The organism is Flavobacterium sp. GNP011 (genome assembly GCF_056428925.1).
Genome location: NZ_JBWJVJ010000001.1, coordinates 209,248 through 231,606, shown reverse-complemented (window position 1 = coordinate 231,606; position 22,359 = coordinate 209,248). Strand labels below are relative to the sequence as shown.

Here is a 22,359-nt window from a genome sequence, read left to right as displayed (position 1 = left end):
TTGAAAAATGTAAAGATTGAAAAATTCATCTCTCTAAATTATCTAATTATCATTACTTTTTTAATGGTAGTTTCAACACCATCTTGTGCCGAAATAAAAATCATATAAACTCCAGATGCGACCTTGTATTTCCCAAAAGCGGTTGTGTCCCATTCTATTGTTCCACCTTCGGAGGTAGTTTCATATACTAAGTTTCCGCCTACATCGGTAATTTTTACATTTGCTTTGTCTAATAATCCTGCAATTTTTACAGTTCCTTGAAAATCTGGCCGAACAGGATTAGGATACACATAAACCTTACTTAAATCTTCATTTGCAGTGGTAGAAACGCCTTTGAATGATATCATACCTTTACTGGTGGCAATAAATACTTCGCCAGTTATCCCATTAATATCAATGTCATTAATAGTGTTGCTGGGTAGCGGAGAATTGCTTGTTGTAAAATGGTATCTGGTTTCCTGACCGTTTGGTGATACAAGAAAAAGTCCCGCATCAGCGGTTCCTATCCACTTATTATTAGCGCCATCTACAACAATGGATGTGATAAATTGCTCAAACAACAATTCTTGAGGCAGGTTGTCATCAATGATAATAATAGGATTTGCTTTTAAGGGCGTATCTGACAGGAAATTATTCACGCTATTCAAAACCCTCAACCCTTTTGATGTTCCTATCCAGAGTTGGTTTCTAGTATCTATAGCTACAGTTCTTACGTTTGAAATGGGTAAATTACCCGTATCGGCACCCACTGTCATTTTTTTAAAAGTGGTTCCGTTTTCATTGAATCCTACCACACCGTCTTCACTTGTAGCCAGCCATTTTGTACCGTTTTTATCTATTACAATGGCACCATAATTATTCTCTTCGGGCACATCTAGAATTTTATCCATGGCATAGCTTTGCCATTGCCCATTGGTACGCAAAACTTTAAGCCCGTTTTTAATTCTACTATTGGTTACCCATAAATTCCCCGACTTGTCAAATGCCGTTGCATTGATTCGTATATCAACATTATTAGTTCCTCCAAAAGTAAGCGACTCTAATCCGCTGTTGGTTTGATTGAATAAAATAGTTGGAACATCATTCTCAATTTTGAGAAGCCCTGAAAAAAAAGAACTCGCATACACTTGATTTTCGTTTATTGGGTTCACAATCACTTTACCTATAGTTTGCGCTCCTAATACCGATTCATAAGGAATATTTAGCCAGCCTTCCTTATCATATTTACTTATGCCATAGCTATCCAACGGAAATGGATTGTAATCCCCTGCAAATTCTCCGTACACTGCCCAAAGCACAGAAGGCGTGAGATCCAAAGCGAAAATATTATTTCTTAATGGTCCTGAGGGTGTACTGTTTTCAAATACGGATGATCCATTAAGAGCGGTTGTAAATAATCCATTTTCTTGTGTACCAATATAAACCGTATCACCAATTACGGTAGCGCACGTAAAGGTGATGTTGGTCTCAGGAATCTGATTGGCGTTTAGTTCCCGAAGCAAAATCATTTGACTGTTATAAAAATATAGTGTGCTTGGAGTACTCACAACCATAATACCTGCTCCAACTCTCATATCTATTGCTGGCTGTGGCAATTGTGAAAATAGCACAAAAGTATTTGTAACTGCATTATACTTTTGGATTGCTCCTGTAGCATTGACAGCATACAATTCTTGATTAAGCGTTGTAACTCCTATCCAAGAGGCTGATGTTAGTGTTTCCCACTGATTATAATCTATTAAATTTGGGTTTATGGCTAAGGCTCTTCTAATCCCGCTGGAAGTAGCAGCATAAAAATATCCATTAAAAAGTGCCATTTGGTGCACTTTCATTTCTGTTCCGCCGTCGCCAATGAAATACGTGTCTCCAAATTGCATGGTTGATAAGTTAAACTGTACAATCCCAAAATCACAAGAGACGTAAAGTATTCCTTGATGTTCTAAGAAATGATTGATTTTTTTTATAGTAGGAGACAGTTTCTTATTGATAATGTCTACTATTCTCGACATACTTCCGTCCTGCTCATTGATCACTATAATAAGTCCGTTTTCATAACCTAAAACAGTCTTATTGAGCGCTGTGCTATGGTATAATGTTGATATGGTTTCTCCCGAAAGGCCATCAACCGTAGTAGTTGTTTTTATTATATTTGTGAGTGAATTTTTAGAGAACAAAGCGTTTTCTGAAGCTGCAAATACCGCATTTGCAGACTGAGAAACATCTTTAATTTCAGAATATGAAAAATACCCTTGCCAGGATAAGTCGCTTTGGGCAAAACCCAAAAACATCCCTGTAAAAAGTAAAATAAGCGAAAAAAAATTTTTCATCTAATGTAGCACTATTGATTTACAAATATAAACAAACGAAAGTTAAGGCTATTTGTTACATAAAAAAACCTTCTACCGCATACACGATAGAAGGTTTATTATAATTTAAGCAGTGTATTATACCACGCCTTGTGCTAGCATTGCATCGGCAACTTTTACAAATCCAGCTATGTTTGCTCCTTTTACGTAGTTTACATATCCTTCTTCATCTGTACCATATTGCTTACACTGATTGTGAATTCCAACCATGATTTCTTTAAGTCTTGAATCAACCTCTTCACTAGTCCAGTTTAAACGGATAGAGTTTTGTGTCATTTCAAGTCCTGAAGCAGCTACTCCTCCAGCATTTGCAGCTTTTCCAGGTGCAAAAAGTACTTTAGCTTTCAAGAATTCTTTTATAGCTTCAAGGGTACATGGCATGTTTGCAGCTTCGGTTACACACATTACTCCGTTTGCAATTAATTTTTTTGCATCTTCTTCGTTCAACTCATTTTGAGTAGCACATGGAATTGCAACATCCACTTTCACTTCCCATACACTTTTTCCTTTGTGGAATTCAGCATTTGGATATTTTTCTAAATACGCTTCAGCTCTGTTATCACCTCTTGCTCTCATTTCAAGCATGAAGTCAATTTTATCTCCTGAAATTCCTTCTTCATCATAGATATATCCATCAGGACCAGAAATAGTAACTACTTTTCCACCTAGATCATTTACCTTTAAGGCAACACCCCAAGCTACATTTCCAAATCCAGAAATAGAAACTCTTTTTCCTTTGATGTTTTGTCCGATAGTGTTTAACATTTGCTCCGCAAAATATACCACACCGTAACCAGTAGCTTCTGGTCTAATCAAAGATCCACCGTATGCTAATCCTTTACCAGTTAAAACACCAGTAAACTCATTTCTGATTCTTTTATATTGACCAAATAAATACCCTATTTCTCTAGCACCTACACCAATATCACCAGCTGGAACGTCTAATTGTGGCCCAATGTGTCTGCACAATTCTGTCATAAACGATTGGCAAAAACGCATTACTTCAGCATCTGATTTTCCTTGTGGATCAAAATCAGAACCTCCTTTTCCACCACCCATAGGTAATGTAGTCAAACTGTTTTTAAAAACTTGTTCGAATGCTAAAAACTTAAGCACTGATAAATTTACAGTATGATGAAAACGAATTCCTCCTTTGTATGGACCAATGGCAGAGTTCATTTGAATTCTAAAACCTCTGTTTACTTGAATTTCTCCTTTATCATCAACCCAAGGAACTCTAAAAATGATAGAACGCTCAGGCTCAGTAATTCTAAGTAATAAGTTTTTACCGTCGTATTTTTTTTGTTCTGCAATAAATGGAATGACTGTTTCAGCAAATTCCCTAACAGCTTGAATAAATTCAGGTTCATTTGGATTCTTGGCCTCAACTTGAGCCATAAAATCATTTATTTTTAGTAACATAGAATATAAGTAATTAATTAAGAAAACGATTTCGTTATAATTTACAAAGATACATTTTATAAAAATATACGGTCTTAGTTTTTTTATTTTATGCTTAGAATTATCTATTTATTAAGCAATTTCAAACAATTGTATTTAAGATGAATGCAAATAATGCTATTGATTACCACTTTCGTAAGTAAATAAGAAATTAAGTGTTTATTTTTAATTTGCTTTTCCTTTCTAAAATGAGCGAGGTTTTTATATATTTGTATAGTTTTGAAAACAATACACACTAATGATCAGACAAATAATACTTTTTTTGGGAGTTATTTTTGGATTTTCTAATTATTCAAATGCTCAATTCGACGGTTTTTCGCACGAAGTTGGAATAATTGTAGGCCCAGTTGCTTTCCAGTCTGATTATGGAGAACGATACGATCTATCTACCAATGCAGGAAACACAGGATTTGGTATTGGCTTAGTTCATTACTTGAATTTCACCTATGACAAGTACTACAATTACACTTCTAGAACTTATTTTAACCAACACTTTAAATTAAGAACTGAATTATCATTTAATAAAACCAATTTGCAACATTTTGGCGAATATGTTGACCCAAGTAAAAATTCACTTGGAGCCCAACAATTACGTGCCATGACCGGAAGTACCGCAGTAACAAATCTTGGTATGCAACTTGAATTTTATCCTTGGAACATAAGAGACTTTACAGCAGTAACAGGAGGTTTTGCTCCATTTATAACTTTAGGTGGTCAATTTAGTTACTATAATACGAAAGCTAAATCATCTGTTGGTCCGCTAGGAAATGCTGCTACTACTTTTCCTAAATACCTCACCCCATCAGAAGGGCGTGCTTACGGGTTTTCATCTGAGCAGGGTACTGTTTTGTCTGTTGTATCAAGTGTTGGATCTCGATATAAATTAACCGATTCTGGTGATTTGATGGTTGATTTACGTTTTCAATATTATTTCTCTAACTGGGTAGATGGGCTTAATCCCAACCCAGAAATTTATAAAGAAAATAAAGCTAATGACTGGCTAGTTTGGTTTAATGTAGGGTACATTCATTATTTAGATTAATCAGTCAAACCATTATTTGTGTAAAAACAAACCCCAAAACATTCTTTTCTGTTTTGGGGTTTGTTTTATTAGGCCAATGCTTGTTTTAAATCTTCGATTAAATCATCTGCATCCTCGATACCTACGCTCAAACGAACCAAATCATCCGTAATTCCAATTTCCTTACGTTTATCTTCAGGAATGGATGCGTGTGTCATTAACGCTGGATGATTGGCTAAAGACTCAACGCCACCAAGAGATTCGGCCAAAGTAAATACCTTAACTTTTTCTAGAAAGTCAATTGCATCCTCTTTTTTACCCGATACAAATGTAAAAGATACCATTCCGCCAAAACCACTCATTTGTTTTTTGGCAATTTCATGATATGGATGACTCGGTAATCCAGGATAATATACTGTTTTTACTTTTGGATGATTGTTTAAAAACTCAACCACCTTAGCTCCATTTTCACAATGTCTTTGTACGCGTAAGTGTAACGTTTTTATTCCTCTAAGTACTAAAAAACTATCCATGGGTCCAAGTGTAGCGCCAGTAGCAAATTGTTGAAAATGCAATTGTGCTCCCAGTGCTTCATCTTTTACAATCAAAGCTCCCGCAATCACATCAGAGTGTCCTCCTAAATATTTTGTAGCAGAATGCATTACAATATCAGCTCCTAAGTCTAATGGTTTTTGCAAATATGGCGTTGCAAAAGTATTATCAACAGCAAAAAGAATGTTGTTTTCCTTCGTGATTTTTGCAATTTCTTGAATATCGGCTAGCTTCATTAAAGGGTTTGTGGGCGTTTCTACCCAAACCATCTTCGTGTTTTCATTGATCAACGACTTGAATTTTTCCAAGTCATTCATGTCCACAAAATGGAATTTTATTCCTGAATCTTTATAAATACGCGTAAACATGCGGTACGTTCCTCCATATAAATCATCCATAGCAATGATTTCGTCTCCTGCTTTGAAAGATCGCAACACACAATCTGTAGCCGCTAATCCTGATGAAAAAGCCAATCCACGAGTTCCGTTCTCAATACTTGCCAAAGCGTTTTCAAGAGCGCTTCTGGTAGGATTTGCAGCCCTACTGTATTCATAGTCTGGATTTAATGGCTGCCCTGGGCTGGTTTGTACAAATGTTGATGTTTGATATACTGGCGGCATAACTGCTCCTGTACTTGGATCATGGTGTTGCCCACCGTGGATTACCTTTGTATTGAATTTCATATCGTTTGATTTTATTACCTAAATGTTTCACAAATTTACCCTTTAATTTATTTTAACCAAGCTACAAGTTGATACCTTTGTATATAATTAACAATTTACAAATGAAACCTTATTTCGTTTTTGGAGTACTATTCCTTTTTTTAACTAGTTGTACAAAGGAGCTTCACTTTACTTCTGTTTCTTTCGAAAAAAAATCGAAGATTGCTTGCCAAGAAAACTGCCCACAAATCAGTATCAAAATTCCAGTTGCACAGGACAATTCTGTGGAAGCCGATAGTATTAACAAAAAAGTGTTTTCGGTTTTAAAAGAGATTGTTTACTTTGGTGAAAAGCCATATGCCGCAACAAATTATAAAGATTTAACTACTGCTTTCATTGACTCCTACGAGAAATTACACAAAGATTTTCCTAGCGAAACTATTGGTTGGGAGGCTACTATAACGGGGAAAGTAAGGTATCAATCAGAAGGAATTTTGAATCTAGAAATCAATCATTACACCTATACGGGAGGTGCTCATGGCTATCAAGGTTTGCGCTCTTTATTGTTTGACCCATCAACAGGCAAGACCATTACAAACGAAGCTATTTTTAAGGATAAAGCTGCTTTTATGGCTTTCGCCGAAAAGAAATTTAGAGCCAAATACAAAATCCCAAGTACAGCATCGATAAACGCTACAGGACTGATGTTTGAAGAGGATAAATTTGCGCTTCCTCAAAATATTTTTTACACAGACAAAGGATTACTGCTTTATTACAACTCCTACGAAGCTGCATCCTATGCCGATGGCCCAAAAGAATTATTGTTGGCATACACTGATATAAATTATTATTTAGAGATTAAATAGTTGTTTTAAATCTAAGATAATTGTTGCGCTATAAAATTTAAAGCTTTATACATTTTGAAAAGTTATTCAAAACTTTGTATTTCAAATTATAAATCAATAAAAAGTGAAGAAAAATATAAATAAAAACATCTTCAAGGTACTATTAATCACATTGAGTTTGTCAATATTTTCAGCCTCCCTCACTTTCGATGCATTCTCGTATGAATACCAAGGTGTAAAAATGATGTCTTCTTTATCGTGCTTTGTAACAGGGAGCCTTGCAATTTTGGGAGGTGGCACTTTAGAATGGTTAATCTGGTTGGCTAATCCTTTATGCTTAATATCTATTTTTTGTTTAATTATGGACAAAAATCTAGCCTCAAAATTTAATTTTACAGCTTTGATTTTAGCTATATCATTTTATTCTTGGAATTCAGTTCTAGCTTCAGAAAGCGGAACTTCTGGTAAAATTTTATCCGTAGAATTAGGGTACTTCATTTGGTTAGCTAGTATAACTGTACTTACCATCGGAACTCAATTGTATTTTAGACAATATAGTGAAATAAAATACACTGATTAAATCAAGATAAATATTAATTAAAAAGGTAATCGATATCACATTTAGATCAAATATTATCTTTTTTATCGAAAACAAAGTTTTGAACTCACACTAAGGCATTACCTTTTTTAGAACGTTACATCTCAAAAGAAAAGTCCCCCTAGCCCCGACAGCAGTGAAAATCCTCTGGCCCAAAACCCTATTTTTTCTTGGTAGAAAAGAGCGACCGCAGGAAGCTCCTTTTATGCCTTAGAAAAAAAGGGTTTTGGGCCAGAGATGAAACGAATGGCGGGATATAGCTCCTAAATAAACTTTCGAATGATGAGCATATTGCCTATATGTAAGCCTTCATGGAAATTACTGAAAGCCATGGCATCTTCGGCATTTTGCAGGACGTGATCACCGGTAGAGGTGGTGTACTCCATGTAAGTAACAAACTTTTTCTGCTCATAATCCAGTTGAGTTTGCGCTATAGTTGCAAACAATAAGGCCTTCATTTCGTCTACTTCGGCTTGTGTAACATCAACTTCTGGGCGGGTTCCTTTTTTATACTTCTCCACCAATTCCTCTGAAACTAACATAGGTAAACCCGAAAGTTTGTATACTAGCAGTTGTTGTGAGACAACAATGTGCCCAATGTTCCAGATTAAATTATTGCTGCATCCCTGCGGTATGGCATTCAATTGATCCAGCGAATAGCTATCTAAGAATTTCGACATCATTTTTCTACTGGTTGTAGCTACATCAAATAATTGCTTCATGATTTTTATTTTTTCTATAAAAATAATCATTTTTTGACTTATACAAACTTTCTAATACTCATAATGATGCCCATGTGTAGCGCCTCATGATAGTTATTAAAAGATAATGCATCTTCAATGTTTTTAATAGTCAGGCCTATTGAAGTAGTATACTCCTGATAGTCTTTAAAGAATTTATTATTAAAATCTACTTCGGTTTGATTAATAGTTTCAAAAAGCAATGACTGGATTTCATCAACCTCAGCTTGTGTTACATCTTGAAGTGGCTTGGTTCCACCTTTATATTTTTCAAATAATTCGTCAGAAATAATCATAGGCATTCCCGAAAATTTATAAACTAACCTTTGTTGTGTAACCACAATGTGCGCGATGTTCCAAATTAAATTGTTATTAAATCCCGGAGTCATTTTATTTAGTTGCTCCAAAGTATAGTTTTCCAGAAATTGTGACAACACTTTTCTACTTGCTTTGGCAATATCAAATGTTTGATGCATTTTTTTATTTTTTCTATAAAAATAATCATTTTCAGTGTCAAATGAATTTTCTTTGCACAAAGAAATTATGCTATCCATGGACAAAATATACTATCTCGCCTCCTGCGACACGTGCAGAAAAATTATAAAATCATTACCTAAAGAACATGATTTTAAATTTCATGACATCAAACAAGACCCCATTACGCTGGAAGAATTAGAACAAATGCGAGAACTTGCAGGCAGTTACGAAGCACTTTTTAGTAAAAAAGCACAGCTTTACAAATCAATGGATTTGAAAAACAAATCCTTAACCGAAGACGATTACAAGAAATACATTCTGGAACATTATACGTTTTTGAGTCGTCCGGTATTTATTATAAAAGACAAAATCTACATTGGCAACAGCCAGCAAAACATGCATCAAGTAAATCTTGCTCTTGCCCATGTCTAAAAGAAATCTCGCGCTCATTGGCGCTACACTGGTCTCCATTATTTATGGTGTAACTTTTACCATTGCTAAGGATGTTATGCCGGCGTACATTGATGCGTATGGGTTTATTTTGCTGCGTGTAGGAGGTTCGGTGATTTTATTTTGGTTGGTTTGGCTTTTTATGCCAAAGGAAAAAATTGAGATTGGTGATTTTCCTCGAATTATAGCGGCAGCTTTTTTTGGTGTAGCCTTTAATATGCTAACTTTCTTTAAAGGATTAAGCTTGACTTCGCCCATAAGTGCAGCGGTAATTATGGTGTCTACTCCTATGATTGTATTGACACTTTCGGCCATTATTATGAAAGAACGCATGCAAAAGAGAAAAATTTTTGGAATCATCCTAGGACTCATAGGAACTGCGTTTCTTATTCTTTACGGCAAGTCTATTGGCAATGCTACCAATGCTGGATTGGGGAATTTCCTCGTTTTGGTCAATGCCATTTCGTATGGGTTTTACCTAATTGTAGTCAAGAAATTGATGGACAAATACAATGCGTTCACGTTTGTAAAATGGATTTATTTGTTTGGTTTTTTAATGGTTTTGCCTTTTGGCTGGAGCCAATTTCAAGCCGTTGATTGGATAGCAGTACCCGCGGCTATTGGATGGAAAATAGGATTTGTGGTGATTTTTTCGACTTTCTTCACGTATTTGTTGAATTTACTTTCGATGAAAGAATTAAAACCAACAACCGTGGCCGTTTTTATCTATTTACAACCTTTATTTGCAACCATTTTTGCCATCGGTTTGGGTAAAGATGAGTTGAGTTTGGTAAAAATTGGTTCGGCAGTTTTGATTTTTATTGGCGTTTATTTGGTGACGATGAAAAAGAACTAGTTTACAGTGAGCAGTTGCAGTTGGCAGTTGTGAAAAGTAGTCTACAAAAATGAGATTTGGTTGCAAATTTGATTGCTGAAAACTGAGACTAAATACTGCAAACTACACCCTAAAAACTGAGACTGAGACTGAAAAAGTTTTTCCTTATCTTTGAGCTCTTTTTATAAAATGATATGATACAATCAATGACCGGTTTTGGTAAAGCTACTTTGCAACTACCAACCAAAAAAATAACAGTCGAAGTAAAATCCTTGAACAGTAAAGGTTTGGATTTAAATGTACGCATGCCTTCGCTGTACCGCGAAATGGAATTGGGTTTACGCAACCAAATTGCGATGAAACTCGAACGCGGAAAAGTAGATTTTTCTGTTTTTATAGAAAGTACTGCTGAACAAACTTCTACCAAAGTCAATGTACCGATTGTAAAAGCATATATGGATCAACTTAAAGAAATTTGTAACGAAGGATACGAAACAGAGTTGATGAAAATGGCCATTAGAATGCCCGACGCCATGAAAATAGAACGCGAAGAAATTGACGAAAACGATTGGATTCAAATTCAAACTGTTATTGAAGAGGCGTTGCAAAACATCTTGAATTTTAGAAGAGATGAAGGTATGTCACTTGAAAAAGAATTCCAATTGCGTATTGGCAACATTCGTCAATACATGACAGAAGCTTTGGCGCTTGATCCAGAACGTGTGCAAGCCATAAAAGATCGTTTGCAAACTGCTATTTCTGAATTGAAAGTGAATGTTGATGAAAATCGATTTGAACAAGAATTGATTTACTACTTAGAGAAACTAGACATCACCGAAGAAAAAGTACGTTTGACAAACCACCTAGATTACTTCCTAGAAACCATCAACGGAACCGAAGCTAACGGTAGAAAATTAGGCTTTATTACTCAAGAAATGGGACGTGAAATTAATACGATGGGTTCCAAATCAAATCACGCACAAATGCAAAAATTAGTCGTTCAAATGAAAGACGAATTGGAGAAAATTAAGGAACAGGTGTTGAATGTATTATAAAAGTAATTAGTACTTAGTCGTTAGTCTCTCGTGTTCAAAAACGAAGGACTAAGGACCAAGAACTCTGGACTAATCATTATAAAGATGAAAAAAGGAAAATTAATCGTATTCTCGGCACCGTCAGGATCAGGAAAAACGACCATAGTTAGGCATTTATTAAAACAAGAAGACTTGAATTTAGAGTTTTCCATATCAGCAGCTACGCGCGAAGCTCGTGGTGAAGAAGTAAGTGGCAAGGATTACTATTTTATGTCGCTTAAAGATTTTAAAACGCACATTAAAAACGAGGATTTTGTAGAATGGGAAGAAGTCTACAGAGACAATTTTTACGGAACTTTAAAAAGCGAAGTAGAACGTATCTGGGCACTCGGTAAAAACGTAATTTTTGATATTGATGTAGCCGGCGGATTGCGCATCAAACATAAATTTCCAGAGGAAACTCTTGCTGTTTTTGTGAAACCACCAAGCGTGGATGAACTTAAAAGACGATTAAAGGAACGCTCTACCGAAAGTGACGATAAAATCAATATGCGTATCGCTAAGGCATCTGTAGAACTTGCAACTGCACCACAATTTGATGTGATTATCAAAAACTATGATTTGCCAGTTGCTCTTGAAGAAGCCTATCAATTGGTAAAGGATTTTGTTGAGGATTAAAATTATTACACAAAGATTCACAAAGAAAAAAAAGAGATACACAAAGCGTTAAAAATCCTTCGTGAATCTTTGCGAAAAGCTGATATATGAAGAATTTGCCTATTGCAATTGAGGAAGCGTAGTAATTAGTGAAGGATTTTGTTTAGGATTAAAATTATCACACAAAGATTCACAAAGAAAAAAAAGAGATACACAAAGCGTTAAAAATCCTTCGTGAATCTTTGCGAAAAGCTGATATATGAAGAATTTGCCTATTGCAATTGAGGAAGCGTAGTAATTAGTGAAGGATTTTGTTTAGGATTAAAATTATCACACAAAGATTCGCAAAGAAAAAAAAGAGATTCACTAAGCATTTAAAAATCCTTCGTGAAACTTCTAAAACTCTTTGCGAATCTTAGCGAAACAAAATAAAAATGAAAATCGGACTTTATTTCGGAACATTTAATCCCATTCATGTTGGGCATCTTATCATTGCCAATCACATGGCAGAGCATTCTGATTTAGATCAAATTTGGATGGTAGTTACGCCACACAATCCTTTGAAGAAAAAAAGCACACTACTTGATGATTATCACCGTTTGCAAATGGTCCATCTAGCTACTGAGGATTTCCCAAAAATCAAGCCTTCGGATATTGAATTCAAACTAGCACAGCCAAATTATACGGTAAATACACTCGCTCATTTAGAAGACAAATATCCTAATTACGAATTCTCTTTAATCATGGGAGAAGATAATTTGAAATCGTTACACAAATGGAAAAACTACGAAGTAATCCTGGAGCGTCATGACATTTATGTGTATCCACGAATCTCATCCGAAGAAGAAAATTTGGAATTTAAAAATCATCCAAAAATCCATCTGATTGATGCTCCTGTTGTAGAGATTTCAGCAACTTTTATCCGTGACAACATCAAAAAAGGCAAAAACATTCAACCGCTGTTGCCTGCAAAAGTTTGGGAGTACATTGATCATAATAATTTTTATAAGAAATAAAATCAAAAAAAGCCTAAATGAAAATTTACATTTAGGCTTTCTATTTTTACAAAGTTGGTTACAACAAACTGTTCTTTACTTGACTCCGAATCTCCGATAAACTTAAGTCAATTAAAAGTTTTCCATCTCTAAAAACTTCTTTCAATTCTCCTTTTTGTTCTTCTTCCCAAGAAACCTCATCCGTTAAAGTATATTGACCCTCAACCAATTCTATTTTCATTAATCCTTTAGCCGATTTTTTGGTACCATCATCCGTAATCGGGTCTTTAAAAATAGCTCTTCCTTCTCTGTTGACTTCTCCATAAGTTGCTTTCATTGCAAAACCAAAAGTATCTCTTGTATTGTATTGATAGGTAAATGAACCAATTCCAAGAACCACATTAGTAGAAGCAAACCCTTTAGCTTTTAATCGTTCACAGATTGCCGTTGCTCTAGTTACGGTAATACTGTCTCCATAAATAGCTCCTATTTGAGGTACTAATTCCTTGAATCCTTTTGCGTTTACAGTACCTCCAAAAACATCCCAAAGCAATTCAATTACTCCTTTCTTTTCTTGTTCAGTTTTGCCATTTGGATTACCGCAAATAATATCAACTGGATCTCCACTGTCTGGACGCACCACTACTTTTCCTTCTCTTGAAAGAATTTCATCTTTCAATCGAGGTAAATAATCTGTTAATACTTTCCATAAATCCCAAGTGTCAGAAACAATAGAAACAATTCCTTTTGGATAGACCTCACAAATTAATCTTTTGAACGTTTCATATTCTCCTTCGGTAGTACCCATACACATTACAGAATGTTCAGTTGCGGCAACAGAACCAGCTATTAATTCAGCGTCAGAATTGGCATTGTAATACTCTTCAAAAAAATCAATTGCAGGAATCGTATCCGAACCTGTAAAACTCAATAAATGCCCCGCTGCAGATGTTACCGCTGCTTCTATACCGCCCATTCCTCGCATGGAGAAATCATGTCCTTGCCAATCCACAAACCTCGGCATTGAAGACGTTTCCTCGGCATATTTGTCTAGTACTTTTCTGTACTGCTTTGCTATTGTAGCCGAATTACAAGGCAACCAAATTACCGCAGAAAGCAATGTTTCAAAATAATTGGTTAACCAGAAAAACTCAGGAATCGTATTGTACATTGTGAACATAGGTATGCGAATAGGCACGCTGGCTCCTTCTGGCAAGGCTTTGAAAACCATAGGGATATATCCCAAATCGTGCAAATCTTCAATATGTTTGGTACCCACTTGGTTTTCGGCCAAATAATTGTTGATTCTGCGGGCATATTTTTTCACCACTTCTTCTTTTGGCTGTTTAAAAAAATGCAAATCAAAATCTTGAATGATGTATTTTTTTAGGAAATATTGCAATCCAAAAAACACAACTTCATCAATACCCTCAATTCTCGATTTTCTTGGAGTCCAATTAGAATATACTAATGTCGTTCCGTCAGGATATTGCCTTTTGTGGTCAACTTTGTAACCGTCTGTTAATAAAAGTGGGTTCATGTTTTTTAATTTATTTTTTTTAATAATCGTTCTGCTAAATCTTTAATATCATTTGTTCTGACTAAATTTTCAATCCATTTTTTTGGAATATTTTCGATTCCATAATAAATACCGGCTAGACCACCAGAAATAGTTCCTGTTGTTTCTGTATCACCTCCAAAATTAACTGCTTTCAAAACTGTTTCTTCATAGGAATTAGAATTTAAAAAACAGTACAAACTCGCTTCTAAACTATGAAGAACATAACCAGATGAGTGAATTTCATTTTCAGGATATTCAGCAATATTATTTTTTAAAACTCTATCGAACAATTGAATTTCAATGGGATTAAATTTCTTGTCTATTAAAAATACTGCAATGATTTTTTGCATTTCCTTATATGCTTCTGTTTTGTCTTTTCCATCCAAGATTTCTAAGCAATAAATTACATAAATAAAGCAAGCAAATACCGAACGAAAATGGGCATGTGTAATTGATGAAACTGCTTTTACTTTTTTGTAAATAATTTCGATATCTGTTTCTTTATGAAGATGAAAAACTAAAGGCAGTATTCTCATTAAAGATCCGTTACCGTTATCTTCTTCAAAAAAATTACCCGAAAATCTGGCCGATTCACCTTTTACGACTCTTGCCAAAGAATATCTTGTAGTACCTCCTATATCAAATACTTTATGATGCGCTCCCCAGTATCCGTCCTGCATCCATTTAATAAAAGTTGTTGCCATATCTTCGATATCATAACCTTTGCATAAACTTTCAGCTGTACAAAAAGCCAATGAACTATCGTCACTAAATGTTCCAGGAGGTTGATTCCAACACATAAACCCCATCATATCCTGAACTGGATTGTTTCTTAAAAAATCTCTGGTTTTAAACTCTACTGGAACTCCTAATGCATCTCCTATTGCTAATCCGAATAAACCTGATTTGATTTTGTTATCCATTGTATTGCTTTTTAAGTCAATTTTTTATTTATTTCTTCCGTTTTCTTTTGGATATAATGACTGCACAACATCGCTTTGCCAGAATGTTTTAGTTTCAATATCAAGACATGACATTTTTCCATAAAAACCAGCTCCTGTGTCGATATTCCAGACATTACATCCTTGCATTGGTACCTCAATATTATAATTTAGTGTAGGTGTATGTCCAATATAAATTTCATTATAAATCAATAACCTTTTTGGATAGGAAAGAGAATCTTTCTTAATTCTTTTATCCATTGTCAAAGCCATTTCCCAGAGCGTCCTATCCCAAGTATAATTAGTAGTATAATGCTCTTTTTCTGGCCCATGCATAGATGAAAAACCCGCATGAATAAATAAATTATTATTTTCATCAACATAATAATCTTTCATCTTCGCAAAAAAATCAAGGTGCTTCTCTTTTGTTGAAAGATCAACATTTTGATAACTGTCAATAGTCGATTTTCCACCATGCAAAAACCAAATATCATTTATTTCTTGATTAATCAACCAATCTTGACACCACACATCATGATTTCCTTTAATAAAAACACAAGAATATTTTTTAGAAAGTGCTATTAAAAAATTGATCAATTGAGCTGATTCTGACCATCCGTCTACGTAGTCACCAAGAAAAATCAATTGATCATTTTGATTAATTCTAGCTCTATCAAGCAATTGGACTAATGCTTTTAAGCCACCGTGGATATCGCCAAAAACGAGTGTTCTTTTTTTCATTTTAATAATCCCAAATTAATCCTTTTTCATTTAATCTGTATTGAAATTTTTGAGTGTCTCCAAATGTCTTATAATCTTTATAGTTCCCGTTAATTATTTCATCGTAAGCTAAAAACATTTGATTTGAAGCAATATGAAATGGCATTCTTCCACAACCTGTTGCTAATCCAGGAATAGCGACCGTTTTGATTGTTTCATTATTTTTACAAGCTATCAATATAGCTTTCATCGCTAAATAGGCGTTGACAGATGTTGCTATATTGAAACTCATAGGAACTCGCATAGTTGGGGCAGAAATTAGGTATGGAATTTTTTCATTTCCTGTTGCCAAAGTAATGGACTTACCTATTAATAATTCTTTTTCGTCTAAGCTTGCAATTTTTGCTTGCAATTCGTCTTGTAAATGCCAGCCAAATTTTTCAGAAATATGTAAATCCAAACCGCCATCCATAAATCCAAAAGAATTCGCAGGACTAACAATAGCATCACATTCTGTTTCTAAAAGATTGCCATTTAAAATTGTTACGTTGGTACAACCAGCAAAATCATTAATCCATGCATTTCCAAGTTCTTCTTCTATATAAACTAATTTTATTTGTAGCATTTATATTTTAATTTAATTCGATATAATTAGTTGGTACTTCATCAATTAACCAAACATTGTTTTCGGAGAGATAGAATTTATATCCATCTAAAAACATTTTTGGAGCATTAATTTTTAGGACAATTGGCTTTCCTCTTCTGCTTCCTACTTTTATTGCGGTCTCTTTATCTTTACTTAAATGAACATACTGTCTACTCATTTTTTGTAAACCTTCTTTTTTTATGGAATCAATAAATTTTTCGACTGTCCCGTGGTACAAGAAATCTTTAGGTTCTGACTCTTTTAAGTTAAGTTCAACGTCAATCGAATGTCCTTGGTTAGCTCTTATCTTAGTTAAATCCTCGTTGAACGTAAATCTCTTTTTATCATTAGTTTCAACAACCTCTTCTAACAAACCAAAATCAAATTCTTTTCCAAATTGGTGGGACTGAATTATTAATTCATCCACGTTTGCCCAACCATTTTTATCCAATTGCAATTGAATTGTTTCTGGAGCGTGGCGCAGAACCAAACTCAAAAACTTACTTATTGTTTTTATTTCTTTTTCTTTCATAATGTTTGATTTTTAGATCAAAATCTTTTTATACAAATCATAATTCTCATCATCAAAACAAACAAATACCACTTCTTCAATTGAATTAAATTGAAATGACTTTACCGTTTCAATGGCGATTTCTGCCGCTTTATCTTTTGGAAAATGATAAATTCCTGTACTTATATTTGGAAAAGCGATTGATTTTAAATTTTGATTTTCGGCAATTGTTAAACAGCTTTTATAACAATTTGCTAATAACATTTTCTTTTCTTCTTTGTCTCCATTCCAAACAGGTCCAACAGTATGAATTACATATTTTGATGGCAAATTACCTGCTGTTGTAATTACAGCTTCGCCTACTTTACAACCGCCTTGTTTGTTGCGAATTTTGACACATTCGTCCAAAATTGCTTTTCCTCCTTTTCTGTGAATTGCTCCGTCAACTCCGCCTCCTCCTAGCAGTGAAGTGTTTGCTGCATTGACAATTGCATCGCCTTTGACAGTTGTAATATCGGATTGAATTAGGGATATTTTCATGCTTTTTTATCTATTTTTAAACGTTTTCTAAAAATCATATACAGTTACTTCTATATCATTATTAGAAAGTTTTTTTAAAATAATTGGTTCAATACTCTCCCATTTTCCACCTGCTAAACCGCATCCAATTCTTGGCATATGAATACTAGCTTTGTTTTCAGTTGCAAAAAGCGCAATCGCTTCTAAACCTTCTTCAATAGCATCATATCGTATTGGAGCATTTCCGTTTTCATCTTTATTGATTTTATGCTGACCAATTAAATTTGCTACCCAAAGATCTTCTTCTACCTGAACAAACTGAACTTTACTCAATTCAAAACCATCTTTTGATTTAAACCATTCCCTATATTGATTTTCCGGTTTTTTCCATCTTTTTGAAATCGCCATAACAAATCCTTTTCCCCAACCTCCAATATCATTACAGATATGCACAATGATTTTATTATCTTCTGATTGAGGAGCAGTTGCATCTCCTTTTGTATATTGAATATCTTTCATTTTTGTGTTTTTTTTTAAGCTATAAGATCTTTAATGGAAATTTTCATTTTTCCTTCCATAAAATGAGATGTTGCCCAAACATAATCTCTACCTTCACTTTCTAAATAATAGAAAATAAATATTCTTTCTGCACCTTGAAATAAATGTTCTTTGAAAATATTTGATAACCAACTTATTTGATCCTGAGAAATAACAGATTTTAGTGCAATCTTGATTTCTGCTTTCTTGCTAATTTTAATATAATAATTTTCAAAAATTTCGTAATCTATTGATTCCTCATTCGTAATCTCAACAGGAATATATTTTAAATAATTTAACTCCGCATCATCAATGTCATTTATCAAAACTGCATCTAACCCATACTTTTTTTCTAACTGAACTATTTGATAATATTTTATACCCCTACCTTTCAGCCTCTTAATTACTTCTTCTTTCTGAGAAGCAGGCATTCTTAAACCAAAATAAATTGCTTTTACAGTTCTAAAATCATAACTATGTTTTCCAAAATCATCATTAACTATACGATATTCTTTTTCGTATTCCCATTTTTTTGATTTACAACCAAATGCTTTTTGTATCAAAATATTGTTTTTTGATGCAGAAGAAACATCTTTTAAGTCTATTTCAGAAGGATTAAGATTATAAATAACAGGAAATGAATATCTATTTTCATGGACATGATTATCCAAAAGATTATTTAACTCATATTCAATACAAAAACCTGCATGAGAATTAGCATAGTGAGCCCAAAGAAGCTCATCACTAAATGTTTTCGACAATGAATAAATCCCTACTCTTTTCTTATGTGAAAGAAAAACATCTAAAGCTTCATGAACATTTACCAGAGCATCCTTTGATTTTTTTCCAAAAAATAGACTTAAAATGTTTGATTGTTTGACAAACTTATCAGGAGATATCATGCTTTCCTGAGTATCATTTAAGCTTTCTAAATTTGCACTCCAGTAATAATTTTTTTCTAAAGAGTCTAAATCTCTTGTAAAAATTTCGTCATTTCCTCCTCTATACTTATAAACTAACATCTGAAGTAATTTAAATTAATACTTAGTTCTATTCTAATTCATCTCTAACTTCCATCAATGCAAAACCTAATAAATTTAATCCTCTCCATTTCTCAGGATTCAAAACATCTTTATGATCACCTGCCATCCCTATTCCCCAAATAGCATCAACTGGACTCGCCTCTACCAAAACTCTTTCCTTAGTATTCACAAGAAACGCTTTTAAATCTGAATTTTGATGGAACTTATGGAGATTGCCTTGTTTTACAATTTCATATCGGCTGGCTAACCAAAGTGTATCATCATAATTCCTCACTTCTCGTCCTAATTTTTTAGCTTCGGCAGGAGAATTCGCTTGAATTATTTTTTCTAAAATTTCATTGTCGTTAAACAGTTCGGCTTTTTTTGCCATCATCCAATGTTCTGCTGTTTTATAGGTAATGCCATCAACAACAAATGGGCTTACCCACCATTGACTAAAACAGGTTTTGGTTATAATTCCATCTTTTGAAGGTTGATGTCCCCAGAAAAACAAAAATTTACTTTCGGGAGCTATATCTTTTATATCGTATTTCATATAAATTGATTTAATCCTATCACTTCAACACGTTCTCCTTCAAAATCTTTTACAGAATTGGTAGTAAATATTTTCTCAAAACAATCCAAAACAGCAAATCCTTTATTAAAAATCCCGTGGCTTACCGCCAAATATAACTTACCTGCATTCTTGTTTTTCAACTCTTCCGCAAGACCTACAAAAGTTCCGCCACCGTCACAAATGTCATCTACGATCAGACAATCCATTCCCTGCAAATCGTCATTATAGACTTTAAAACCAGATAATCTTCCAGTTTTTACATCTCGGCTTTTACTGCATTCCACTACTTCAACTCCGCCTAGAAATTCTGAAACTTTATAAATTTTCTTCAAAGCACCTCCATCTGGAGAAATTAATTTGACTTCGTTTCCAATTGCTTTTACAACCGTTTCAATAAAAGTATGATTCGGAATCACTTCACAGTTGTTTACTAATGCAGGGGTGACTTCAGAATGTGCATCAAATACAAACACTTTATCGAATTGCATTCTATTAATAATATCGGCATACACTTTTACCGATAATGGCTCTCCTTTAATCATCACTCTATCTTGTCTTGCAGCAGGGAAATAGGGGATAAAAAGCTCCATGTTTTTCACATCCATTCTGCGTAAAGCATCAACTGCAATGCACAATAATCCTAAATCGTTGAAAGAATTTAATCGATGTGTAAGGGTTACTTTTTGAGTAGTATCAAAATCAGGATTAATCTTAATATGAGGTTCTCCTCCTGAAAAAGTAAAATTTTGAAAATTGATTTCTTGCCGTGCAGCAAATGGTTTAAAGTTTTGGTCTAAATTGAGTATCATAGTTTTTAAATTTTGCGTTAATTATACGCAAATATAAATAGTATTTTTTAATAAACAATTTTATTTGTGTAAAAAATACGCAAACTTTATTTCGAAGTGAAAACCTTTCTTCAATAAAGCATTATATTTCTGTTTGTTAAACTTGAATAGTTTTGCAGGTCTTCCGCTTTTTATAGGAGAAAAATGATCTGTTTCTTCAATAATTTCAAAGCTTAGTATTTTTTTTCTAAAGTTTCTACGATCTATTTCTTTTTCCAAAATAGTGCAGTATAAATTTTCGAGCTCTGAGAATAAGAACTCTTTTGGTAACAGATCAAATCCTATAGGCTCATACGTGAGTTTTGCCTTTAATCGCTGCATTGCCTTCCTTAAAATGATGGTATGATCAAAAGCTAAAGCTGGCACTTCATCAATTTTAAACCATTGTGCATTTTCGGCATCCGAATCGGCCTTGACCTTAAGTTTTGAGGAATCCACTAAGGCAAAATATGCCACTGAAATTACACGATTTCTGGGATCGCGAAACACATCGTCACCAAAAGTAAACAGCTGTTCAAAATAATTAACGCTAATGTTCGTTTCCTCTTTCAACTCTCTTTTCACAGCATCTTCCAAGGATTCATCATTTTGTACTAATCCACCAGGCAATGCCCAATAAGAATCGTTTGTTCCAAATTTTTGCTGTATTAATAATACATAAAGCTGATTGTTTTGGTAACCAAAAACAATGGCATCAACGGCAACTTTTATATTTTGATTTTCACTCATATTCTAAATGCGTAAGATTTACACAAATATAGAAATAGTTTTATACTTCTAATCTTATTAATTTGCACCCTAAGTTATGATAATGGAATAATTTAAATAATAATCAAAAAACCTTTTTCAATTCCACTTGAATATTCTCAAAAATAGTACTCAAATTATCATTTTTACCTGATAAGACATAAACAGAAGTGCTGGGCATTTGCTTGCTGTTCCACAACATCTGGATTTTATTTTCGGCTAGTAGCTTTTTTGCATTAATATCCCAAACTACTCCTATTCCTATATTTCTCGAAATGATTTCAATCATTTCATATTCAGATGGAATGATATAGTTAGGAACCATCGACGGTCTTTTTTTATTAAAGACATGCAACCAAAATAATTTTATATGCGGAATTTGAGCATTGTGGCTGTACCATTTTTGATCGTTTAACCAATGTTCAATTGCCGCAAAATCTTTAAGTTTTATGCTTGCTTTTAATGCTGAAGAATCAATTTCTGGCGACCCAACGATGACCTGTTTGATCTCACCAACTTTTTTTTGAATGGTATCAAAGGTTTCATATTGTTGAGTAACCACAGCAAAATCTAGTTTTTTTTCGTTTACCAGTTCAAACAACGTGTCATTGTCGTAGAAACTAAAGTCAATATATTCAAACTTTGAAACCAAGACACTCCCCAAACTAGACATTAAATGTTTCGAAATTCCTATCGAAATTAAACGATTGGCGTTGAATGCTTTGGCTCGAAAACCATTTTCTACATTTTCCAATCGGTCTAATGCTTCAATGATTAAATTATTGAGTAACTTAGCATATTCTGTAGGTTCAACTCCTTTTGACTTTCTATTGAAAAGCTTGTACCCCACATGCGCTTCGAGCATGGATATTTGCTGACTCACAGCGGGTTGACTTATAAACAACTCTTTGGCAGCAGCCGAAAAATTTCCGTTTTTATACACTGATTTAAAGGTTCGGTACCATTCTAAATTGACCATGATATAAATATATTTATCACAAACATAATTTAAATTATTTTTACTGATAACATAATCG

General features: G+C 34.0%; 25 protein-coding genes. 8 read left to right on the top strand and 17 right to left on the bottom strand.

The window, feature by feature from the left end:
- Nucleotides 1-38: 38 nt before the first annotated feature.
- The gene (gene porZ, locus AC061E_RS01020; RefSeq protein ID WP_478284599.1) at nt 39-2,327 is read right to left on the bottom strand and encodes a type IX secretion system anionic LPS delivery protein PorZ; all 2,289 of its coding nucleotides are present in this window, start codon (nt 2,325-2,327) and stop codon (nt 39-41) included.
- 117 nt (nt 2,328-2,444) lie between these two features.
- Nucleotides 2,445-3,788 (bottom strand): NADP-specific glutamate dehydrogenase, encoded by a 1,344-nt coding sequence (gene gdhA / locus AC061E_RS01015; RefSeq protein WP_158730330.1) that lies wholly within the window; start codon nt 3,786-3,788, stop codon nt 2,445-2,447.
- A gap of 277 nt (nt 3,789-4,065) precedes the next feature.
- Here gdhA and AC061E_RS01010 point away from each other — a divergent pair, with 277 nt between their 5' ends.
- The gene (locus AC061E_RS01010) at nt 4,066-4,869 is read left to right on the top strand and encodes a THC0290_0291 family protein (RefSeq protein WP_478284598.1); all 804 of its coding nucleotides are present in this window, start codon (nt 4,066-4,068) and stop codon (nt 4,867-4,869) included.
- 68 nt (nt 4,870-4,937) lie between these two features.
- Here AC061E_RS01010 and AC061E_RS01005 read toward each other — a convergent pair whose 3' ends face one another.
- Nucleotides 4,938-6,083: a cystathionine gamma-synthase gene (locus AC061E_RS01005; protein ID WP_144890282.1), complete on the bottom strand. Its 1,146-nt coding sequence runs from the start codon at nt 6,081-6,083 to the stop codon at nt 4,938-4,940.
- A gap of 101 nt (nt 6,084-6,184) precedes the next feature.
- On the opposite strand from AC061E_RS01005, the gene AC061E_RS01000 reads away from it, so the two are divergent.
- Together AC061E_RS01000 and AC061E_RS00995 are read left to right on the top strand one after the other, a co-directional pair.
- Nucleotides 6,185-6,928, top strand: a complete 744-nt coding sequence (locus tag AC061E_RS01000) for a DUF3298 and DUF4163 domain-containing protein (RefSeq protein WP_478284597.1) — start codon at nt 6,185-6,187, stop codon at nt 6,926-6,928.
- Nucleotides 6,929-7,031: 103 nt separating this feature from the next.
- A complete protein-coding gene (locus AC061E_RS00995; RefSeq protein WP_478284596.1) occupies nt 7,032-7,487 on the top strand; it encodes a hypothetical protein in 456 nt (151 codons plus the stop codon).
- Between the two features lie 281 nt (nt 7,488-7,768).
- Here AC061E_RS00995 and AC061E_RS00990 read toward each other — a convergent pair whose 3' ends face one another.
- Together AC061E_RS00990 and AC061E_RS00985 are read right to left on the bottom strand one after the other, a co-directional pair.
- Nucleotides 7,769-8,227 carry a DinB family protein gene (locus AC061E_RS00990; RefSeq protein WP_478284595.1) on the bottom strand — a complete coding sequence of 153 codons (459 nt, stop codon included), beginning with the start codon at nt 8,225-8,227 and terminating at the stop codon, nt 7,769-7,771.
- A gap of 38 nt (nt 8,228-8,265) precedes the next feature.
- Complete coding sequence (locus AC061E_RS00985) at nt 8,266-8,799, bottom strand: DinB family protein (RefSeq protein ID WP_478284594.1); 534 nt, start codon at nt 8,797-8,799, stop codon at nt 8,266-8,268.
- Between AC061E_RS00985 and AC061E_RS00980 the strand changes: the two genes are divergently transcribed.
- From AC061E_RS00980 to nadD, 5 genes are all read left to right on the top strand, one after another.
- Nucleotides 8,798-9,154, top strand: a complete 357-nt coding sequence (locus AC061E_RS00980; protein ID WP_158730335.1) for an arsenate reductase family protein — start codon at nt 8,798-8,800, stop codon at nt 9,152-9,154. The genes AC061E_RS00985 and AC061E_RS00980 overlap by 2 nt on opposite strands.
- The gene (locus AC061E_RS00975) at nt 9,147-10,028 is read left to right on the top strand and encodes a DMT family transporter (protein WP_478284593.1); all 882 of its coding nucleotides are present in this window, start codon (nt 9,147-9,149) and stop codon (nt 10,026-10,028) included. Before AC061E_RS00980 ends, AC061E_RS00975 begins: the two co-directional genes overlap by 8 nt.
- 173 nt (nt 10,029-10,201) lie before the next feature.
- Complete coding sequence (locus AC061E_RS00970) at nt 10,202-11,062, top strand: YicC/YloC family endoribonuclease (protein WP_478284592.1); 861 nt, start codon at nt 10,202-10,204, stop codon at nt 11,060-11,062.
- 84 nt (nt 11,063-11,146) lie between these two features.
- Nucleotides 11,147-11,719, top strand: a complete 573-nt coding sequence (gmk, locus tag AC061E_RS00965) for a guanylate kinase (RefSeq protein WP_086453268.1) — start codon at nt 11,147-11,149, stop codon at nt 11,717-11,719.
- Nucleotides 11,720-12,132: 413 nt separating this feature from the next.
- The gene (gene nadD, locus AC061E_RS00960) at nt 12,133-12,714 is read left to right on the top strand and encodes a nicotinate (nicotinamide) nucleotide adenylyltransferase (RefSeq protein ID WP_478284591.1); all 582 of its coding nucleotides are present in this window, start codon (nt 12,133-12,135) and stop codon (nt 12,712-12,714) included.
- 58 nt (nt 12,715-12,772) lie between these two features.
- On the opposite strand, the gene AC061E_RS00955 is transcribed toward nadD, so the two are convergent.
- From AC061E_RS00955 to AC061E_RS00900, 12 genes are all read right to left on the bottom strand, one after another.
- The gene (locus tag AC061E_RS00955) at nt 12,773-14,233 is read right to left on the bottom strand and encodes a nicotinate phosphoribosyltransferase (protein WP_478284590.1); all 1,461 of its coding nucleotides are present in this window, start codon (nt 14,231-14,233) and stop codon (nt 12,773-12,775) included.
- Between the two features lie 5 nt (nt 14,234-14,238).
- Complete coding sequence (locus AC061E_RS00950; protein WP_478284589.1) at nt 14,239-15,177, bottom strand: ADP-ribosylglycohydrolase family protein; 939 nt, start codon at nt 15,175-15,177, stop codon at nt 14,239-14,241.
- A gap of 24 nt (nt 15,178-15,201) precedes the next feature.
- A complete protein-coding gene (locus AC061E_RS00945) occupies nt 15,202-15,936 on the bottom strand; it encodes a metallophosphoesterase family protein (RefSeq protein WP_478284588.1) in 735 nt (244 codons plus the stop codon).
- A gap of 1 nt (nt 15,937) precedes the next feature.
- The gene (locus AC061E_RS00940) at nt 15,938-16,540 is read right to left on the bottom strand and encodes a macro domain-containing protein (protein WP_478284587.1); all 603 of its coding nucleotides are present in this window, start codon (nt 16,538-16,540) and stop codon (nt 15,938-15,940) included.
- 7 nt (nt 16,541-16,547) lie between these two features.
- On the bottom strand, nt 16,548-17,093 hold the full coding sequence (locus AC061E_RS00935) for an RNA 2'-phosphotransferase (protein WP_478284586.1): 546 nt from the start codon (nt 17,091-17,093) through the stop codon (nt 16,548-16,550).
- Between the two features lie 12 nt (nt 17,094-17,105).
- Nucleotides 17,106-17,612 carry an O-acetyl-ADP-ribose deacetylase gene (locus AC061E_RS00930; RefSeq protein ID WP_478284585.1) on the bottom strand — a complete coding sequence of 169 codons (507 nt, stop codon included), beginning with the start codon at nt 17,610-17,612 and terminating at the stop codon, nt 17,106-17,108.
- 27 nt (nt 17,613-17,639) lie between these two features.
- A complete protein-coding gene (locus tag AC061E_RS00925) occupies nt 17,640-18,110 on the bottom strand; it encodes a macro domain-containing protein (RefSeq protein ID WP_478284584.1) in 471 nt (156 codons plus the stop codon).
- A 14-nt stretch (nt 18,111-18,124) separates the two neighbouring features.
- On the bottom strand, nt 18,125-19,150 hold the full coding sequence (locus tag AC061E_RS00920; RefSeq protein WP_478284583.1) for a DUF2971 domain-containing protein: 1,026 nt from the start codon (nt 19,148-19,150) through the stop codon (nt 18,125-18,127).
- A gap of 28 nt (nt 19,151-19,178) precedes the next feature.
- Nucleotides 19,179-19,706 (bottom strand): riboflavin biosynthesis intermediates N-glycosidase, encoded by a 528-nt coding sequence (ybiA, locus tag AC061E_RS00915; protein ID WP_478284582.1) that lies wholly within the window; start codon nt 19,704-19,706, stop codon nt 19,179-19,181.
- The gene (gene prs, locus AC061E_RS00910; RefSeq protein WP_478284581.1) at nt 19,703-20,536 is read right to left on the bottom strand and encodes a ribose-phosphate diphosphokinase; all 834 of its coding nucleotides are present in this window, start codon (nt 20,534-20,536) and stop codon (nt 19,703-19,705) included. The genes ybiA and prs overlap by 4 nt, the downstream gene beginning before the upstream one ends.
- A gap of 60 nt (nt 20,537-20,596) precedes the next feature.
- A complete protein-coding gene (locus tag AC061E_RS00905) occupies nt 20,597-21,304 on the bottom strand; it encodes an NUDIX hydrolase (protein WP_478284580.1) in 708 nt (235 codons plus the stop codon).
- 103 nt (nt 21,305-21,407) lie between these two features.
- Nucleotides 21,408-22,301 carry a LysR family transcriptional regulator gene (locus AC061E_RS00900; protein ID WP_478284861.1) on the bottom strand — a complete coding sequence of 298 codons (894 nt, stop codon included), beginning with the start codon at nt 22,299-22,301 and terminating at the stop codon, nt 21,408-21,410.
- Nucleotides 22,302-22,359 lie beyond the last annotated feature (58 nt).

What these genes read in the sequence shown, in the direction of transcription:
- AC061E_RS00940 (WP_478284587.1), bottom strand. Translation starts at nt 16,540, where the DNA reads ATGCTACAAATAAAATTAGTTTATATAGAAGAAGAACTTGGAAATGCA.
- AC061E_RS01005 (WP_144890282.1), bottom strand. Translation starts at nt 6,083, where the DNA reads ATGAAATTCAATACAAAGGTAATCCACGGTGGGCAACACCATGATCCA.
- AC061E_RS00950 (WP_478284589.1), bottom strand. Translation starts at nt 15,177, where the DNA reads ATGGATAACAAAATCAAATCAGGTTTATTCGGATTAGCAATAGGAGAT.
- gdhA (WP_158730330.1), bottom strand. Translation starts at nt 3,788, where the DNA reads ATGTTACTAAAAATAAATGATTTTATGGCTCAAGTTGAGGCCAAGAAT.
- AC061E_RS00925 (WP_478284584.1), bottom strand. Translation starts at nt 18,110, where the DNA reads ATGAAAGATATTCAATATACAAAAGGAGATGCAACTGCTCCTCAATCA.
- AC061E_RS00905 (WP_478284580.1), bottom strand. Translation starts at nt 21,304, where the DNA reads ATGAGTGAAAATCAAAATATAAAAGTTGCCGTTGATGCCATTGTTTTT.
- porZ (WP_478284599.1), bottom strand. Translation starts at nt 2,327, where the DNA reads ATGAAAAATTTTTTTTCGCTTATTTTACTTTTTACAGGGATGTTTTTG.
- AC061E_RS01000 (WP_478284597.1), top strand. Translation starts at nt 6,185, where the DNA reads ATGAAACCTTATTTCGTTTTTGGAGTACTATTCCTTTTTTTAACTAGT.
- AC061E_RS00900 (WP_478284861.1), bottom strand. Translation starts at nt 22,301, where the DNA reads ATGGTCAATTTAGAATGGTACCGAACCTTTAAATCAGTGTATAAAAAC.
- AC061E_RS01010 (WP_478284598.1), top strand. Translation starts at nt 4,066, where the DNA reads ATGATCAGACAAATAATACTTTTTTTGGGAGTTATTTTTGGATTTTCT.
- AC061E_RS00935 (WP_478284586.1), bottom strand. Translation starts at nt 17,093, where the DNA reads ATGAAAGAAAAAGAAATAAAAACAATAAGTAAGTTTTTGAGTTTGGTT.
- ybiA (WP_478284582.1), bottom strand. Translation starts at nt 19,706, where the DNA reads ATGAAATACGATATAAAAGATATAGCTCCCGAAAGTAAATTTTTGTTT.
- AC061E_RS00980 (WP_158730335.1), top strand. Translation starts at nt 8,798, where the DNA reads ATGGACAAAATATACTATCTCGCCTCCTGCGACACGTGCAGAAAAATT.
- AC061E_RS00990 (WP_478284595.1), bottom strand. Translation starts at nt 8,227, where the DNA reads ATGAAGCAATTATTTGATGTAGCTACAACCAGTAGAAAAATGATGTCG.
- prs (WP_478284581.1), bottom strand. Translation starts at nt 20,536, where the DNA reads ATGATACTCAATTTAGACCAAAACTTTAAACCATTTGCTGCACGGCAA.
- gmk (WP_086453268.1), top strand. Translation starts at nt 11,147, where the DNA reads ATGAAAAAAGGAAAATTAATCGTATTCTCGGCACCGTCAGGATCAGGA.
- AC061E_RS00970 (WP_478284592.1), top strand. Translation starts at nt 10,202, where the DNA reads ATGATACAATCAATGACCGGTTTTGGTAAAGCTACTTTGCAACTACCA.
- AC061E_RS00975 (WP_478284593.1), top strand. Translation starts at nt 9,147, where the DNA reads ATGTCTAAAAGAAATCTCGCGCTCATTGGCGCTACACTGGTCTCCATT.
- AC061E_RS00945 (WP_478284588.1), bottom strand. Translation starts at nt 15,936, where the DNA reads ATGAAAAAAAGAACACTCGTTTTTGGCGATATCCACGGTGGCTTAAAA.
- AC061E_RS00985 (WP_478284594.1), bottom strand. Translation starts at nt 8,799, where the DNA reads ATGGATAGCATAATTTCTTTGTGCAAAGAAAATTCATTTGACACTGAA.
- nadD (WP_478284591.1), top strand. Translation starts at nt 12,133, where the DNA reads ATGAAAATCGGACTTTATTTCGGAACATTTAATCCCATTCATGTTGGG.
- AC061E_RS00930 (WP_478284585.1), bottom strand. Translation starts at nt 17,612, where the DNA reads ATGAAAATATCCCTAATTCAATCCGATATTACAACTGTCAAAGGCGAT.
- AC061E_RS00955 (WP_478284590.1), bottom strand. Translation starts at nt 14,233, where the DNA reads ATGAACCCACTTTTATTAACAGACGGTTACAAAGTTGACCACAAAAGG.
- AC061E_RS00920 (WP_478284583.1), bottom strand. Translation starts at nt 19,150, where the DNA reads ATGTTAGTTTATAAGTATAGAGGAGGAAATGACGAAATTTTTACAAGA.